Source organism: Mycobacterium sp. NGS22, assembly GCF_059813095.1.
In genome coordinates this window covers 130108-144382 of sequence record NZ_JCALDY010000013.1, presented here as the reverse complement: position 1 = coordinate 144382, position 14275 = coordinate 130108, and the positions used below count along the sequence as shown (strand labels likewise).

Below are 14275 nucleotides of genomic sequence, written 5' to 3'. Positions count from 1 at the left end.
CGCTCAGACCTGCGCGTCATCCTCGTCGTCTATCAGGTGCGCAAACGCCTCGAGGTTCTTCAGCGACTCCCCGCGCGACACCCGCCACTCCCATTCCTTCTGGATCGACGAGCGAAAACCCAACTCCAGCAACGTGTTGAAGTCCGAATCCACCGCCTCCAGCACCTGTCCGAGCACCCGGTCGATCTCGTCGGCGTCCACCGAAGCCAGCGCCATCCGGCCGACCAGATAGATGTCGCCGACGTTGTCCAGCGTGTAGGCCACCCCGTACAGGCGGCGGTTGCGTTTGAGCAGAAAGCGGTAGACGCCCTCGTGGTTCTCGTCGGGCTGGCGGCACACGAACGCCTCGACGCGCACCGAATGCTCGCCGATGCTCAGGATCGTGTTGGTCTTGAGCCTGCGCTCGCCGGGCAGTTCCACGATGATGCCCGGCAGCCCGCCGCGTGCACCGGCGTGTTTCGAATAGTTCAGGCCGCTGGCTTGCAGCGTGTCCTCGATCAGCCGCTCGACACTCACGCGCCCACCCCGCGCCGGGCCGTCCAGCGCCGCGGCCTGCGCTTGGCGACATCCCTGTTCATCAGGTCACGCACCCGCCGCTGGCGCTCCGCATCGAAGCCTTCGATGGCGCGCCGGTAACTGGCGAGCAGCGCGTCGGTGGTGTTCTCCCAGGAGAAGGTGGCCGCGTGCTGGGCCGCGGCGCGGCTCATCGCCCAACCCTGCGGTCCGGCACCGACCCGCAGCAGGTGGCCGATGGCCTCGGCCCACCGGCCGACCTCGTGACCGGAGACCAGGGTGCCGGTGATCCCGTCGCGCACCGCCACCGGCAACCCACCGACCGCGGCGGCCACCACCGGGGTGCCGCAGGCTTGCGCCTCTACCGCGACCAACCCGAACGATTCCGAATAACTCGGCACCGCAACAAGATCCGCGGCGTGGAACAACCCGGCCAGCTCCGAGCGGGACTGCGGCGGCAGGAACGTCACGCGGGCTGCGATGCCCAGATCCCGGGCCAGGTGCGCCAGCCCGTCCGGAGAGGCCAGGCCACTGCCCGACGGTCCGCCGGCGACGACGATGCGCACCCCGGGCAGCCGCGCCGCCGCACGCAACACGATGTCGGGCGCCTTGAGCGGCTGGATGCGTCCGACGAAGGCCACCACCGGCTCGTCCGGATCGAACCCGAGCGCGGCGCGGGCCGCCGCACGGTCCCCCGGCCGGAACACGTCCAGGTCGACACCGGGATGTACCACGTCGATCCGCGCGGGGTCGGCGTGGTGTAACGAAATCAGTTGGCGCGCTTCGTCATCGGTGTTGACGATGAGGCGGTCCGCCTCGTCGACGACCTGTTGTTCCCCGACCGTGCGCAGCGGCGGTTCGGCGGTGTCACCGTCGGCCAGCGCGGCGTTCTTGACCGCGGCCAGGGTGTGCGCGGTGTGCACCAGCGGCACCGCCCAGCGGTCCCGGGCCAGCCAGCCGACCTGACCGGACAACCAGTAGTGCGAATGCACGATGTCGTAGTAGCCGGGTTCGTGCGCGGCCTCGGCGCGCAGTACCCCGGCGGCGAACGCGCACAGCTGGGTGGGCAGGTCGTACTTGTCCAGGCCCTCGAACGGCCCGGCCACCACATTGCGCACCAGCACCCCGGGCTCCACCCGCACGGTCGGCGGGTCGGCGGACGCGGTGGCCCGAGTGAAGATCTCCACCTCGATGCCGCGACGGGCCAGGTGCAGGGCACTTTGCAGCACGTAGACGTTCATGCCGCCGGCGTCACCGGTACCGGGCTGCGCCAACGGCGAGGTGTGTACCGCTAACAGGGCAACTCGGCGCGGGTCTTCGCCTGCATAACGCACACTGTCATGTTTACAGGGCGCACGCAGACCGCGGGCCGGACCCTACTTGGCCAGGACTTCAGGTTCGGCGTCCGACAACCGCTCGGCCAGCGCCCCGGACCTGCGCATGGCCCCCAGCGGATCGGTGTAAAGCCCGTCCAGCGAGACGATGCCGGCCCCGGCCTCCTGCACCCGGTTGCCGAACGCCGTGACGCGCAGGTCGCGGGGCGTGAGCACCGAGCGCCCGGCAAAGGCCTGCTCCACCTGCTCCATCCCTTCCGGGTACTCGGTGAAGGCCTGGCCGCCGACCACCACTTCGTCGGGATTGAGCAGGTCGCGCAGCAGCGCGACGGCCTCGCCGAGCACCTTGGCCCGCTCCACCAGCAGCTCCCTGGCCTGCTGGTTTCCGGCGCGCGCCACCTTCAGCAGATCGGCCATCGCGGCGGTGGACGCGCCGGTGCGATTCGTCGGGGCCACCCCGGGCAGGATCCGCAGCCGGCGCGCGGCCGCCTGCACCGCCTCGTCGCTGACGGTGGACTCCAGCTGACCCGAGCCGCCCAGCAACTCCGACTGCACCGGCAGCGGCGCGATGGTGCCCGGACCGCTGGTCGGGCAGTGCACCCGGCCGCCGATCACCAGCGCATAGCCCACCGTCTCGCGCGCATACACGTACAGACTGGTCGAGGAGTTCGGGGCGAACCGTCGCATGCCCAACAGCAGTTCGGCGCCCGCCATCGCATCCACATGCGATGCCACCGAAACCGGCAGTCCCAGCGCATCGGCCAGCACCGGCCCCACCGGGGCCTGCCGCCAGCCCAGCCGCGGGTGGTCGACCAGGCCGCTGGCGTTGTCGACGGTGCCGCCGATCGCCACACCGACCCACAACGCCCGGCGGCGGTGCCAGCGCCGTAAGTAGCGACTTGCGCTGTGCGCCAACGACGTCAGCGCGGACCCCGCGGCGTTGAGCGGGGTGGGGGTCTCGACCGTGTCGAGCGTCCGGCCGAACAGGTCGGTAGCCACGATGCTGGTGGTCCGGGCGCCGATGTGGATGCCCAACGTGACGAACGGCTCGTGGTTGACCTCCACCGGCACCCGGGGACGCCCGATCGCCCCGGACACCGCGAGGTCGGCGCGCTCCCGCAGCAGACCCGCGTCCAGCAACGCGATGACCTGACGGTTCACCGTGGCGATGCTGAGCGAGGTGACGTTGGCGATGACGTCACGGCCGACCGGTCCGCGCAACCGCACGGCCCGGAAAACCGACGCCGCCGCGGAGTCGGACAGGTGCAGTGCCGGCGGCACCACCTGCCGGTAGGACCGAGGCGGTCCGCTCGCGCCCGGCAGACGACCGCGGCTACGGGAATGGTGGGTGAAAGTAGTCGAGTGCACTGGCAGTCCTTGTCCGAGTTCTGATGGCCGGGTCCCTGGCCACACCCGTGACTTGCGTCAGTTCAGGCGCGGCAAATTGCGCGACAACAACACGAGCCCGCGTAGAGACACGCGGTCGTCGTGTGGAACAAGGCGCTTTGGTGCACACCGGAAACCTAGCACTGTTTATTAAAGTTGTCGCAATGACGCTTCCGGACGCGCAGAAACGAATCGCGGTGATTACCGGCGCCAGTTCCGGGATCGGCGAGGCCACCACCAGAACGCTTGCGGCACAAGGGTTTCACGTGGTTCCGGTGGCGCGCCGGGCGGAACGGGTGCACGCGCTGGCAGCCGAACTCGGCGGTACCGCGGTTGTGGCAGACGTCACAGCCGAGCACGACGTCGCCGCGCTGGCCGGATCGTTGGACCGCGTCGACGTGCTGGTCAACAACGCCGGAGGGGCAAAAGGCCTGGCACCGGTCGCCGAGGCCGACCTGGAGCATTGGCGATGGATGTGGGAGACCAACGTGCTCGGCACGTTGCGGGTCACCCGCGCCCTGCTGCCCAAACTGATTGCGTCCGGCGACGGTCTGGTCGTCACCGTGACTTCCATTGCCGCACTTGAGATTTACGACGGTGGCGCCGGCTACACGGCCGCCAAGCACGCGCAGGGAGCGCTGCACCGCACGTTGCGCGGGGAGTTGCTGGGCAAGCCGGTGCGGCTCACCGAGATAGCTCCGGGAGCGGTCGAGACGGAGTTCTCGCTAGTGCGATTCGACGGCGATCAGCAGCGCGCCGAGGCCGTCTACGCCGGCATGACGCCGCTGACGGCAGCCGACGTCGCCGAGGTGATCGGGTTCGTGGCCTCGCGGCCCCCGCACGTCAACCTGGACCAGATCGTCATTCGGCCCCGCGACCAGGCCAGTGCGACCCGCCGGTTCAACCACCTGGCCCAGTAGTGGTGGTCGTCGGCGTGCCGGACAGGCTCGGCGCCGTGGACGGGGTGGCCGGGGCGGTGACCGGGATCTGCGTGCCCGGCGGACGCGCCGCCGGCGGCGGCAACGCCGACATACCCACCCAGGTGTCCCAGTCCACCGCCCAGTCCCAGATGTCGCCGTCGGCGTAGGACAGCTGGATCGAGCTGCCGGTCACCTCGACCGGGTCGCCGTACATCGCCGTCGGGAAGTATTCGGCGGCATCCGAGGTCGACAGGTTGATGCACCCGTTGGTGACGTTGCTGTTGCCCTGCGCGCCCGCGCTCATCGGGTTGGCGTGGATGAACTCGCCGTTGTTGGAGATCCGCACCGCCCAGCGCTCGTGCACATTGCTGTAGCCGGCGGCCGGGTTGGACATGTAGAAGTCGGCGTACTTCTCGGTGACCACGTGAATACCGTTGCGGGTGACGTTGCGCGCCTTGTCGGCTTCGCCGTAGCTGCACGGGAAGTCCATGATCACGCCCGCGTCGGTGACGACCTGGATGCGGTGCGAGGAGACCTCGGCCTTGACCACCTGGCGGCGCCCGATATTGATGTTCAACGAGAAGTCCTGCGCGCCGTAAGCGCCGTCACCGAACGGCACGCCGTACAACTTCGCCTCGACGTTCACCGTGGTGCCCGCCGGGTAGTACTCGCGCGGACGGTAGTGCACCCGGGCGCCCTTGGCCTCGTCGGGCAACCACGCCCAGCTGCCCTGCACCGGCGGGTTGGTGGTGACGGTGAGGGCCCGCTCGACGGCGGCCTTGTCGCTGATCGGCGCGTCGAATTGGATGATGACCGGCGCCGCGATGCCGACGGTCTGTCCGTCGGCCAGCTGGAATCCGCCGTCGATCTTCTTCTTCGGCGTCACCGTGGTGAACTTGCCCGTCACCGGGACCGCTTTGCCGTCGTGGCCGACCGCCGACCCGTTCCAGGTGTACGTGCTGTCGTAGCCCAGCGGCTCGGTGGTCATGAAGACGGTGCGGTCGGAGTTGAACGTGCCGGCCACCGGCTTGCCGGCCGAATTCGTCAGCGCGACCCGCTGGAACCATCCGTCGCTGACCGCGACGCTGATCGGCGCGACCGGCACCACGTCCTGGGCGGATTGCCCGTCCAGGACGGGTTGGAAGTTCAGCCGAGGGGCCGGCGGCGGCTTGCTCTCGGACTGCTGGGCGACTTTGCCGCCGCACGCGGCCAGTACGCTGGGCGCCAGCACGCCGAGCCCGAGGGCCGTCAAAGCCATGCGCCGGTTGATCGGCGGAGGCGCGCTGGGGTTGCTCACGACAACTAAAGATACCGGGCGAAACACGTTCGGCCCCCATCGCAAAGACGCGCGCCAGGGGCTTGCGGATGAAACTAGCAGCTACAAAACGCAACCGACCAGGACAGGTTCGGGTTTCAGTGTGATACTAAACACATCACGAACCCCATCTCTCACAGCGCGGGCAACTACCATCACGTCCTCGACAGTGGCGGTGCCCCGGTTGGTCAGAGCCAGCGCGTGCTTGGTCGAGAGCCGGCACGGGGCGTCCTCGTCCGGATAGCCCTTGCCGAACCCGGCTCGTTCCACCAGCCAGCCGGCTGCCAGTTTGACGCCGTCCGGCGCCGGATAGTGCGGCACCGGTACGCCGGCCGCGGCGGCCAGTCGCTCGTAGTCGGCCGGGCTCACCACCGGGTTGGTGAAGAACGATCCCACACTCCAGGTGTCGTGGTCGGCCGCGTCGAGCACCATTCCCTTCCGCGCCCGCAATGCCAGCACCGCCGCCCGGACGGTCTCGGGGTCTCCGCACTCACCGCTCTGGGCTCCCAGCGCGGCGGTCAGCTCCCCGTAGCGCAGCGGCGCACTGCGCCCCAACGGATCCAACGCGAATTCCACTTCCAGCACCACGGCCGGCAGGTCCAGCCCGTCCGCCCGTTTCAGGATGCTGGTGCGGTAACCGAACCGCAGCTCCTCGGCGGGCGCCCAGCGCACCTCGCCGCTGCGCCGATCCAGCAACCGGACCCGGGTGAGGGTGTCGGAGACTTCTACGCCGTAGGCCCCGACGTTCTGCACCGGAGTGGCTCCCGCCGAACCCGGAATGCCCGACAGGCATTCCAAACCGCCCAAGCCGGCCTCGATGGACCGGCGCACCACGTCGTCCCACACCGCGCCTGCTTCCGCGCGCACCAGGTTGCCGTCGACGACCACGCCGTCGTTGGCCAGGCGCACCACCGTCAGGTCCGCAACGGAGTCCCCGAGCACCAGGTTGGACCCGCCAGCAAACACCAACACCGGAGCGTTCTTCGCGTTGTGGTCGTCGGAGTCCAGTTTGCGCAACACAGCGATCACCTGATCGCTGCTCTCACAAGTAATTACGCGCCGCGCTACCGGCCCCACCCGCAATGTGGTGTACGGCGCCAACGGCACCGATTCGGTGACGCGCGCACCGGCAAATAGCGAACCCACCACGGGCGGTAACGGTAGCGTGAACAAATATGCCGCGCTCATTCGACATGTCGGCTGTCTACCAGGGCAGCGTCGAGGAAGTTCACCGGGCGTTCCACGAGGAGCAGTACTGGCTGGCGCGGCTGGACGAGACCCCGGTCGACGTCGCCACGCTGGAAGAGATGCGCCTGGGTGAGGCCGAGGACAGCATCTCGGTGGTGACCCTGCAGCGGGTCTATCGGCAGAATCTTCCGGCCCTGGTCACCCAGCTGCACCGCGGCGATCTGTGCGTCCGGCGGGAGGAGAGCTGGGGACCGGTCGAGGACGGCATCGCGACCGCGTCCATCCGCAGTTCGCTGGTGGATGCGCCGGTCAGCCTGTGGGGTACCGCTGTGCTCTCGCCCGACGCCGAGACCGGCGGTTCCCGGATGGCCGCGAACGTCACCATCCAGGTGCGTGTCCCGTTGATCGGCGGCAAGCTGGAGCATCTGATCGGCACGCAGTTGCGCGAGCTGATGATCCTGGAACAACGCTTCACCACCGAGTGGATCGCCAACAACGTCTGAGCCCACCTCCCTAAGCTGAAACTCATGCGGATCGCACTGGCCCAGATTCTCAGCGGCACCGACCCGACGCAGAACTTGGAGCTGGTGCACGACTACACCGGCCGGGCGGCCGCGGCGGGCGCGAAGCTGGTGGTGTTCCCGGAGGCGACCATGTGCCGATTCGGCGTCTCGCTCAAACCCGTCGCGCAGGACCTGGACGGGCCGTGGGCCGAGGGCGTCCGGCGAATCGCGGCCGAGGCAGGCATCACCGTCGTCGCGGGCATGTTCGCTCCGTCCGGTGACGGCAGGGTGACCAACACGCTGATCGCCGCCGGACCGGACACCGACGCCCGCTACGACAAGATCCACCTCTACGACGCGTTCGGTTTCACCGAATCCCGTACCGTCGCACCGGGATCCGACCCGGTGGTGGTTACCGTCGACGGCGTCGGGGTCGGTTTGACGACCTGCTACGATGTCCGGTTCCCCGCGCTCTACACCGAACTCGCCGACCGCGGTGCCCAGCTGATCGTGGTGTGCGCGTCCTGGGGTTCGGGTCCGGGCAAACTCGAGCAGTGGACGCTGCTGTCCCGGGCGCGGGCCGTGGACTCGACGTGTTTCATCGCCGCGGCCGGCCAGGCGGACCCGGGTGATGCGGTGGACGGGTCGGGGGCACCCACCGGAGTAGGGGGCAGCCTGGTGGCGTCCCCGTTCGGCGAGGTGATCGCCTCGGCCGGAGCCGACCCGCAACTGGTGGTCGCCGACATCGACCTCGACCTGGTGGCCGCGGCCCGGGACAAGATCGCTGTCCTGCGAAACCGGGCAACATTTCAGCAGCCCGATAGGGCAGAATCACGGGGGTGACGACTCCGCAGGGACCACGGAAAGACGGCCCATCGGGTTGGGCGCGACCTGGCGATCAGGGTCCGCTCGGCCGCCCCCCGGCATCCGACCCCTACGGCGCCAGACCGAACCCGGGCGACCCCCGCGGCGGACGGGGACAGCAACCGCAGCCGCCCCCCTCGTCACAACCGACCGAGAATTTCGCGTTGGGCAACGCGAACACCCGCCGGCCCAACCAGCCGCCGCCGCCAGGCCCGGCTGCAAGCAAAACGACTCCGCTGGCCACGCCCGCCGACACGCAGGGCGAGGTCAAGAAAAAGAAGCGCTCATTTCGCGACCCGCTGTCGATCGTGCTGGTCCTGATCATCGTCCTGGCGATCGTCATCGCCGGGCTGATCGGCGTCGAGCTGTTCATCCGGAACAAGGCCAACAACAAAATCGCGGCCGCGACGGCGTGCAAGGTCAAGGACGAGGCGACGGCGTCGTTCGGGGTGACGCCGCTGGTGACGTGGCAGGTGATCACCGACCACTACACCAACATCAATATCGAGACGGCCGGCAACCAGATCAAAGACGCCAAGGGCATGAAGCTGCAGCTCAGCATCAAAGACGTCAAACTCAACAACACGGCCGACTCCAAAGGCACGATCGGCGCGATCGACGCGACGATCACCTGGACGGCCGACGGCATCAAGCAGACCGTGCAGAACGCGATTCCCGTGGTGGGCGAATTCGTCACCCGAAGTGTGACCACGCATCCGGCCGACAAGACCGTCGAACTCAAAGGCACCCTCAACGACATCGTCGCCAAGCCGACGGTGTCCAACGGGGGACTGAAGCTGGAGATCATCAGCTTCAACGCGCTGGGCTTCAAGTTGCCCAAGGAGTCGGTGCAGTCCTCGCTCGACGAATACACGTCGGACCTGACCACGAAGCTCCCGCTGGGTATCAAAGCGGACAGTGTCGACGTCACCGACAGCGACGTGGTGGTTCACTTCTCCTCACGCAACGCCACGATTCCCGCCGGCGAGACCGATCCCTGCTTCGCCGATCTGTGAGTTAGCGCAGACCGTCCAGCACCGCCCGGGTACCGGACAGCCCCAGCCGGGTGGCGCCGGCGTCGAGCATCGCGATCGCGTCGCCGGTGGTGCGGATGCCGCCGCTGGCCTTGACGCCCAGCCGGCCGCCGACCGTCGCGGCCATCACCTCCACCGCACGCACCGTCGCGCCGCCCGCCGGGTGAAACCCGGTGGACGTCTTGACGAAGTCGGCGCCGGCCTGGCGCGCGGCGCGGCAGACCTCGCTCAACGTCTGCTCGCCTGCCCGGTCGAGCAGCACGGCCGACTCCACGATCACCTTGAGCACCGCACCATCCGTCGCGGCGCGCACCGTCGCGATGTCCGAGCGCACCGCGTCGAAGTCACCGGTCAGCGCGGCGCCGACGTCGATGACCATGTCGATCTCGGTGGCGCCGGCGGCGACGGCCGCGGCTGCTTCCTGCGCCTTGACCTCGGGCAGATGCTTGCCCGACGGAAAGCCGGCGACGGCGGCGACCCGCACCCCGCCGGCGGCCAGGGCGGTCGGCACCATCGGCGGTGACACGCAGACCGCGTAGACGCCGAGTTCGGCGCCCTCGGCGACCAGCGCGGTCACCTCGGCGGGGGTGGCTTCCGGTTTGAGCAGCGTGTGGTCGACGAGTGCGGCCAGCTGGCGGCGAGTGAGTTGGTCGGGCACTAGAACGGCTCCTCCCGGCCGCCCGGGTTGCAGGCGGACGCGACCATTCCGGCGTCGTCTACGACGGGCCGCCACGGTTCCAGGTTCCAGCTGGTCTTGCCGGGTTGGGCGAGTTCGGCGAATTGCCAGTGGCAGACGAATTGTGCCCGCATGCCGGGGGTGTCAGCCTCCGGCGACCGGGCCAGCACCTCCGCCCAGGCCGCGTCGGCCGCCGCCGCGGTCCCCTGTTCCCGGGCGACGGCGCGGGCCGTCGGGGTCGGGTAGACCCGCAAGCTCGGCCCTGCGCCCCAGAAAACCCATTCGGTGTGGTCGACGTACGCCGGGTCGGCAGCCGCGGGCACCGCCCCCAGCAGCGACAGCAGCGCCGCCGCCAGCGCACAGATCAGCGGCTTCATTCGCTAGCGGGACTTGCCCTGCACCTCAAGCAACCTGGGCCGCACGTCGACCAGGTACACGCCGGTTGCCACTGCCGTGATCGCAAGTGCCATCACGCCCAGCACGCCGTACAGAAGTACCGAGAGCGCCAGCGCGCCCGCCAAGATTGCCAGCCAAACAGGCTTGGTTTGCTTGTCTGCTGCCATGTACGCGTCCGACCGTTGGAGCGAAGCGTTGACCAATGCGTAGACCGTCGTCACGACGACGGCGATCCACAAGACCCACATGACCGTACCGACAACTTGCACGCCCACCACCCTATGCGGGACGCCGCAGAAACGTCGACTCCGAGCCGCTGACGGACAGCGACTCGGAGTCGAGTTGGTGAGGCTACTTCTGGGTGACCTTCTTGGCCGGAGCCTTCTTGGCGGGCGCCTTCTTGGCCGCAGCGGCCTTCTTGGCGGGAGCCTTCTTGGCAGCCGGAGCCGGCGCGGCCTTCTTGGCCGGAGCGGCAGCGGCGTCGGCCTTCTTGGGCAGCTCGATGCCGACCAGCTTGGCGGCGCGCTCGCCGACCGCGCGGGTCTGCGAGGCAACGGTGCCCAGGGCTTCCTGAGTCAGCTCGACGGCCTGGTCCACGTAGCCCTCGGCGCGAGCGGAGGCGTCCTCGAACGCCGACTGGCTGCGCAGCCGCTGCAGGGCGGACTCGCCGCGCTCCACCAGCTCGTTGTAGCGGGAGGTGGCGGCCTCGAGGTAGCCCTCGGCGGCCTTGCGCAGCTCCTCGGTGGTGAAGCGCTCGCGCAGCTCACCGATCTGCTCGGGCAGGTCCTCGCGCAGGTTGGTCAGGCGAGCGCGGCTCTCCTCGACCCGGCTGCGGGTGTCGGTGCGGGTCTCCTCGGCGCGCTCACGCAGGTTGCTGCGGGTCTCCTCGGCGCGGTCGCGCAGGTTGGCGAGCAGGTCGTTGACCGTGGCGAGGGCCAGGTCGGCAGCACCGAGCGCGGCAAGCAGCGGGGCCCGGAGATCTTCGATGTTGTTGGTGTTCTCAGCCATTGGTTGTTCCTTTCATTGATTTCGATATAGGGGTTATTTCTCACGGTGTGGAAGTAGGCGCAAGAGGCGGCTCCTGGGGGGCGGAGTTGTCAAGACCCGCGGATTGACGTCGGTCACGCGACTTGCCGGAAACCTCCTGGATAGTCGGGTCGGTGGGAACCGGGTTCAGTTGCCCGGCGTGGCCAGCAAACTTGAAACGACGGTTTCCCCTTCGTTTTGGTTACCCGAACGGCCGTTGATTTACAACTGTCGCGGACGTCACTGCCGAGGCGACAAGCCGGGGAGTCGGCCCTACGGGCTGGTCAGTCTTCTCTGTCGGGTTCGATCGGACACTCCTCACGGTTAGCCTCGTTCTGCTGAAGGAAGGACGCGTAGACGTCCAACAGAACCTGCTTCTGACGCTCGGTTATCGCCGTGTCGGCGATGATCGTGTCCCGTACCTGGCTGGTCTCGCTCGCGTCGAGCATGCCGGCGCGTTCGTAGAGCACCCAGGCGGAAACGCGCAGCGCCTTGGCAATCTGGGCCAGGACGTCGGCGGACGGCTTGCGCAATCCCCGTTCGACCTGGCTCAGGTAGGGGTTGCTGACACCCGAACGCTCGGCGAGCTGGCGCATCGAGAACTGCGCCGTCTCGCGCTGCGACCTGATGAAGCTACCGATATCCGAGGCCACATCGGAGGCTTTGGTGGACACCTTGCTGCCCAACTTCTCCTCCGGCGGCACCACTTCACTCCTTGCGTCGGTTTGATCGCTTACCCCTGCCAGGCTACGGAGAAGTGCTTGCAATTGCAAGCGCTTGCTAGCACCCGGTCAGAACAGCAACTGCGCCGCGGTGTAGATCACCAGGCCCGCCAGAGCACCGACCACCGTCCCGTTGATCCGGATAAACTGCAGGTCACGCCCCACATGCAGCTCGATGCGCCGGCTCGCCTCCTCGGCGTCCCAACGCTCGATCGTCTCGGTAATGATCGCTGTGATCTCTACCCCATATTGAGAAACCAGATGCTGGGCGGCACGCACCATCCAGTTGTCGACCTTGTCGCGCAGCTCCGCATCGTCGCGCAGCGACTCCCCGATGCGGATTACCGCGTCGGCGACGCGGCCACGCAATGCGCTGGACGGGTCGTCGACGCCCTCGAGCACCAGTCGTTTGAGGGTCCGCCAGGCCGATGCCGCCGCATTGGCGACCTCTTCACGGGCCATCAGTTGCTCTTTGACGGCGTCGGCCCGCGCGATGGTGTCCGGATCGTTCTGCAGGTCGTCGGCGAACTCGAACAGGAAGCGGGTGGCCGACCGGCGCAGCTCGTGGTCGGGGCTGCGGCGCACCTTGTCGGTGAAGTCCATCAACTCGCGGTGGATACGGTCGCCGACCAGATGGTCGACGAACCGCGGCGACCAGGTCGGCGAATCGCGCTCGACCACCCGCTGGATCACCACCCCGGCGTTCAGCGACCACTGGAACGCCCGGTCGGCCAACAACTGGATCAGCGCTTCCTGACGGTTCTCGGCCAGCAGCGTCTGCAGCACCCGGCCCACCGGTGGACCCCACTGCGGTTCGGCGATACGGCGCACGATCATCCGGTCGATCACCTGCTGCACGTCGTCGTCACGCAGCAGTTCCACCAGCACCCGCAGCACGGTCGCCGTCTCGGCCGCCACCCGCTGCGCGTGCGCGGGTTCGGCCAGCCATTTGCCGAGCCGGCTCGGCACCTGCGCGTCGCGCAGCTTGTTCTCCACGACCTCCGCCGACAGGAAGTTCTCCCGCACGAAGGTGCCCAGACCCTCCCCGAGCTGGTCTTTTTTGCGCTTGATGATCGCGGTGTGCGGAATGGGGATGCCCAGCGGGTGCTTGAACAAGGCCGTCACCGCGAACCAGTCCGCGAGCGCGCCCACCATGCCCGCCTCGGCTGCCGCCCCGACGTAGCCGACCCACTGCGGCGCGGTCCCGTGCGCATTGGCCCACCGGCAGAGCAGGAACACCACCGTGGCGCCGAGCAGGAAGCCCAACGCGACGGCCTTCATCCGGCGCAGCGCGGTGCGTCGTTCGGCGTCGGCCTGCGCATCGGCCCCGGCGAACGACTCGGCGAACGACGTGCGGTTCGGCCGGCCCTCGGTCGGCCGCGCGTTCCCGCCTGCGCCCGGACCGTCAACTCTGTGTGCCACCACACCATCATCTGTCATCGCGACCACCGGTTAGTGTTACCCACACTGGTCGGAAGCACTCACGCACTCCGGCACGTCCACCAGACCGACCCCACCAAGCCGTAGTATCGATGCGACTAGACGAATGGGATCCGGCGACAGTGGCACAGCATATTCCGGCTCGCACCGCAAAGACCGACGGTCGCAAGCGGCGGTGGCACCAGCACAAGGTGGAGCGCCGCAATGAGCTCGTCGACGGGACGATCGAGGCGATTCGCCGACAGAGCCGCTTTCTGAGCATGGACGAGATCGCCGCCGAAATCGGGGTCTCCAAGACGGTGCTGTACCGCTACTTCGTCGACAAGAACGACCTGACGACGGCCGTGATGATGCGCTTTGCGCAGACCACCCTGATTCCGAACATGGCCGCGGCGCTGTCGTCGAATCTGGACGGCTATGAGCTGACGCGCGAGGTGATCCGCGTGTACGTCGAGACCATGGCCGCCGAACCCGAGCCGTACGGGTTCGTGATGGCCAACAGCTCGGGCAGCAAGAGCAAGGTGATCGCCGACTCCGAGCGGATCATCGCCCGCATGATCGCGGTGATGCTGCGCCGGCGCATGCGCGAGGCAGGCATGGACACCGGCGGGGTGGAGCCGTGGGCGTATCTGATCGTCGGAGGGGTGCAACTGGCGACCCACTCCTGGATGTCGGACCCGCGGATGAGCAGCGACGAGCTGATCGACTACCTGACGATGTTGAGCTGGAGCGCGCTGTGCGGGATCGTGGAGGCGGGCGGATCGCTCGACAAGTTCCGCGAACAGGCGCATCCGTCGCCGATCGTGCCCGCCTGGGAGCAGCTCAAACAGAGCTCGAACCCGGGTTAGGTACGCGCCTGGGGGGACTTTGCGACCCCCGCGTCGCCCCGTCGGCTCAAGGATGAGGGCGACTGGGGGTGTCGACAGCGGCTAACATGCAGGGAATACATCGGGAAGTC

16 protein-coding genes are annotated in these 14275 nt (G+C 68.2%); 5 read left to right on the top strand and 11 right to left on the bottom strand.

The features are described from left to right. Positions 1–3 precede the first annotated feature (3 nt). The 3 genes from AC5Y47_RS14770 to AC5Y47_RS14760 are packed head-to-tail and all read right to left on the bottom strand — an operon-like array spanning position 4 to position 3215. Positions 4–516: a type III secretion system chaperone family protein gene (locus tag AC5Y47_RS14770; protein WP_499944742.1), complete on the bottom strand. Its 513-nt coding sequence runs from the start codon at positions 514–516 to the stop codon at positions 4–6. Next, positions 513–1847: a D-inositol-3-phosphate glycosyltransferase gene (mshA, locus tag AC5Y47_RS14765; protein WP_499944741.1), complete on the bottom strand. Its 1335-nt coding sequence runs from the start codon at positions 1845–1847 to the stop codon at positions 513–515. Before mshA ends, AC5Y47_RS14770 begins: the two co-directional genes overlap by 4 nt. A 42-nt stretch (positions 1848–1889) precedes the next feature. Beyond that, positions 1890–3215 carry an ROK family protein gene (locus AC5Y47_RS14760; RefSeq protein WP_499944740.1) on the bottom strand — a complete coding sequence of 442 codons (1326 nt, stop codon included), beginning with the start codon at positions 3213–3215 and terminating at the stop codon, positions 1890–1892. 182 nt (positions 3216–3397) lie between these two features. On the opposite strand from AC5Y47_RS14760, the gene AC5Y47_RS14755 reads away from it, so the two are divergent. Next, the gene (locus tag AC5Y47_RS14755; protein ID WP_499944739.1) at positions 3398–4153 is read left to right on the top strand and encodes an SDR family NAD(P)-dependent oxidoreductase; all 756 of its coding nucleotides are present in this window, start codon (positions 3398–3400) and stop codon (positions 4151–4153) included. Here AC5Y47_RS14755 and AC5Y47_RS14750 read toward each other — a convergent pair. Both AC5Y47_RS14750 and AC5Y47_RS14745 read right to left on the bottom strand, forming a co-directional pair. Continuing rightward, positions 4134–5411 (bottom strand): L,D-transpeptidase, encoded by a 1278-nt coding sequence (locus AC5Y47_RS14750; protein ID WP_499944784.1) that lies wholly within the window; start codon positions 5409–5411, stop codon positions 4134–4136. The two genes, AC5Y47_RS14755 and AC5Y47_RS14750, sit on opposite strands and share 20 nt — an antisense overlap. A 120-nt stretch (positions 5412–5531) precedes the next feature. After that, complete coding sequence (locus tag AC5Y47_RS14745; protein WP_499944738.1) at positions 5532–6656, bottom strand: UDP-N-acetylmuramate dehydrogenase; 1125 nt, start codon at positions 6654–6656, stop codon at positions 5532–5534. Here AC5Y47_RS14745 and AC5Y47_RS14740 point away from each other — a divergent pair. The 3 genes from AC5Y47_RS14740 to AC5Y47_RS14730 are packed head-to-tail and all read left to right on the top strand — an operon-like array spanning position 6644 to position 9039. Beyond that, positions 6644–7159 carry a DUF2505 domain-containing protein gene (locus tag AC5Y47_RS14740; RefSeq protein WP_499944737.1) on the top strand — a complete coding sequence of 172 codons (516 nt, stop codon included), beginning with the start codon at positions 6644–6646 and terminating at the stop codon, positions 7157–7159. The two genes, AC5Y47_RS14745 and AC5Y47_RS14740, sit on opposite strands and share 13 nt — an antisense overlap. A gap of 24 nt (positions 7160–7183) precedes the next feature. Further along, positions 7184–8002 carry a carbon-nitrogen hydrolase family protein gene (locus AC5Y47_RS14735; RefSeq protein ID WP_499944736.1) on the top strand — a complete coding sequence of 273 codons (819 nt, stop codon included), beginning with the start codon at positions 7184–7186 and terminating at the stop codon, positions 8000–8002. Next, positions 7999–9039 carry an LmeA family phospholipid-binding protein gene (locus AC5Y47_RS14730; protein WP_499944735.1) on the top strand — a complete coding sequence of 347 codons (1041 nt, stop codon included), beginning with the start codon at positions 7999–8001 and terminating at the stop codon, positions 9037–9039. Before AC5Y47_RS14735 ends, AC5Y47_RS14730 begins: the two co-directional genes overlap by 4 nt. Position 9040: 1 nt before the next feature. On the opposite strand, the gene deoC is transcribed toward AC5Y47_RS14730, so the two are convergent. The 6 genes from deoC to AC5Y47_RS14700 form a co-directional block, all read right to left on the bottom strand. Further along, a complete protein-coding gene (gene deoC / locus AC5Y47_RS14725; protein ID WP_499944734.1) occupies positions 9041–9715 on the bottom strand; it encodes a deoxyribose-phosphate aldolase in 675 nt (224 codons plus the stop codon). Further along, positions 9715–10110 (bottom strand): DUF2599 domain-containing protein, encoded by a 396-nt coding sequence (locus tag AC5Y47_RS14720; RefSeq protein ID WP_499944733.1) that lies wholly within the window; start codon positions 10108–10110, stop codon positions 9715–9717. The genes deoC and AC5Y47_RS14720 overlap by 1 nt, the downstream gene beginning before the upstream one ends. Positions 10111–10113: 3 nt before the next feature. Continuing rightward, on the bottom strand, positions 10114–10398 hold the full coding sequence (locus AC5Y47_RS14715; RefSeq protein ID WP_499944732.1) for a DUF2516 family protein: 285 nt from the start codon (positions 10396–10398) through the stop codon (positions 10114–10116). 82 nt (positions 10399–10480) lie between these two features. Continuing rightward, on the bottom strand, positions 10481–11137 hold the full coding sequence (locus AC5Y47_RS14710; RefSeq protein ID WP_499944731.1) for a heparin-binding hemagglutinin: 657 nt from the start codon (positions 11135–11137) through the stop codon (positions 10481–10483). 302 nt (positions 11138–11439) lie between these two features. After that, the gene (locus AC5Y47_RS14705) at positions 11440–11859 is read right to left on the bottom strand and encodes a helix-turn-helix domain-containing protein (protein ID WP_499944783.1); all 420 of its coding nucleotides are present in this window, start codon (positions 11857–11859) and stop codon (positions 11440–11442) included. A gap of 87 nt (positions 11860–11946) precedes the next feature. Further along, the gene (locus AC5Y47_RS14700; protein ID WP_499944782.1) at positions 11947–13302 is read right to left on the bottom strand and encodes a DUF445 domain-containing protein; all 1356 of its coding nucleotides are present in this window, start codon (positions 13300–13302) and stop codon (positions 11947–11949) included. A 137-nt stretch (positions 13303–13439) separates the two neighbouring features. Here AC5Y47_RS14700 and AC5Y47_RS14695 point away from each other — a divergent pair, with 137 nt between their 5' ends. Beyond that, a complete protein-coding gene (locus tag AC5Y47_RS14695; RefSeq protein ID WP_499944730.1) occupies positions 13440–14165 on the top strand; it encodes a TetR/AcrR family transcriptional regulator in 726 nt (241 codons plus the stop codon). Positions 14166–14275: the final 110 nt, after the last annotated feature.

Excerpts from the sequence above, each read along its gene's own strand:
- AC5Y47_RS14740 (WP_499944737.1), top strand. The coding sequence starts at position 6,644 with ATGCCGCGCTCATTCGACATGTCGGCTGTCTACCAGGGCAGCGTCGAG.
- AC5Y47_RS14750 (WP_499944784.1), bottom strand. The coding sequence starts at position 5,411 with ATGGCTTTGACGGCCCTCGGGCTCGGCGTGCTGGCGCCCAGCGTACTG.
- AC5Y47_RS14755 (WP_499944739.1), top strand. The coding sequence starts at position 3,398 with ATGACGCTTCCGGACGCGCAGAAACGAATCGCGGTGATTACCGGCGCC.
- AC5Y47_RS14745 (WP_499944738.1), bottom strand. The coding sequence starts at position 6,656 with ATGAGCGCGGCATATTTGTTCACGCTACCGTTACCGCCCGTGGTGGGT.
- AC5Y47_RS14720 (WP_499944733.1), bottom strand. The coding sequence starts at position 10,110 with ATGAAGCCGCTGATCTGTGCGCTGGCGGCGGCGCTGCTGTCGCTGCTG.
- AC5Y47_RS14735 (WP_499944736.1), top strand. The coding sequence starts at position 7,184 with ATGCGGATCGCACTGGCCCAGATTCTCAGCGGCACCGACCCGACGCAG.
- AC5Y47_RS14710 (WP_499944731.1), bottom strand. The coding sequence starts at position 11,137 with ATGGCTGAGAACACCAACAACATCGAAGATCTCCGGGCCCCGCTGCTT.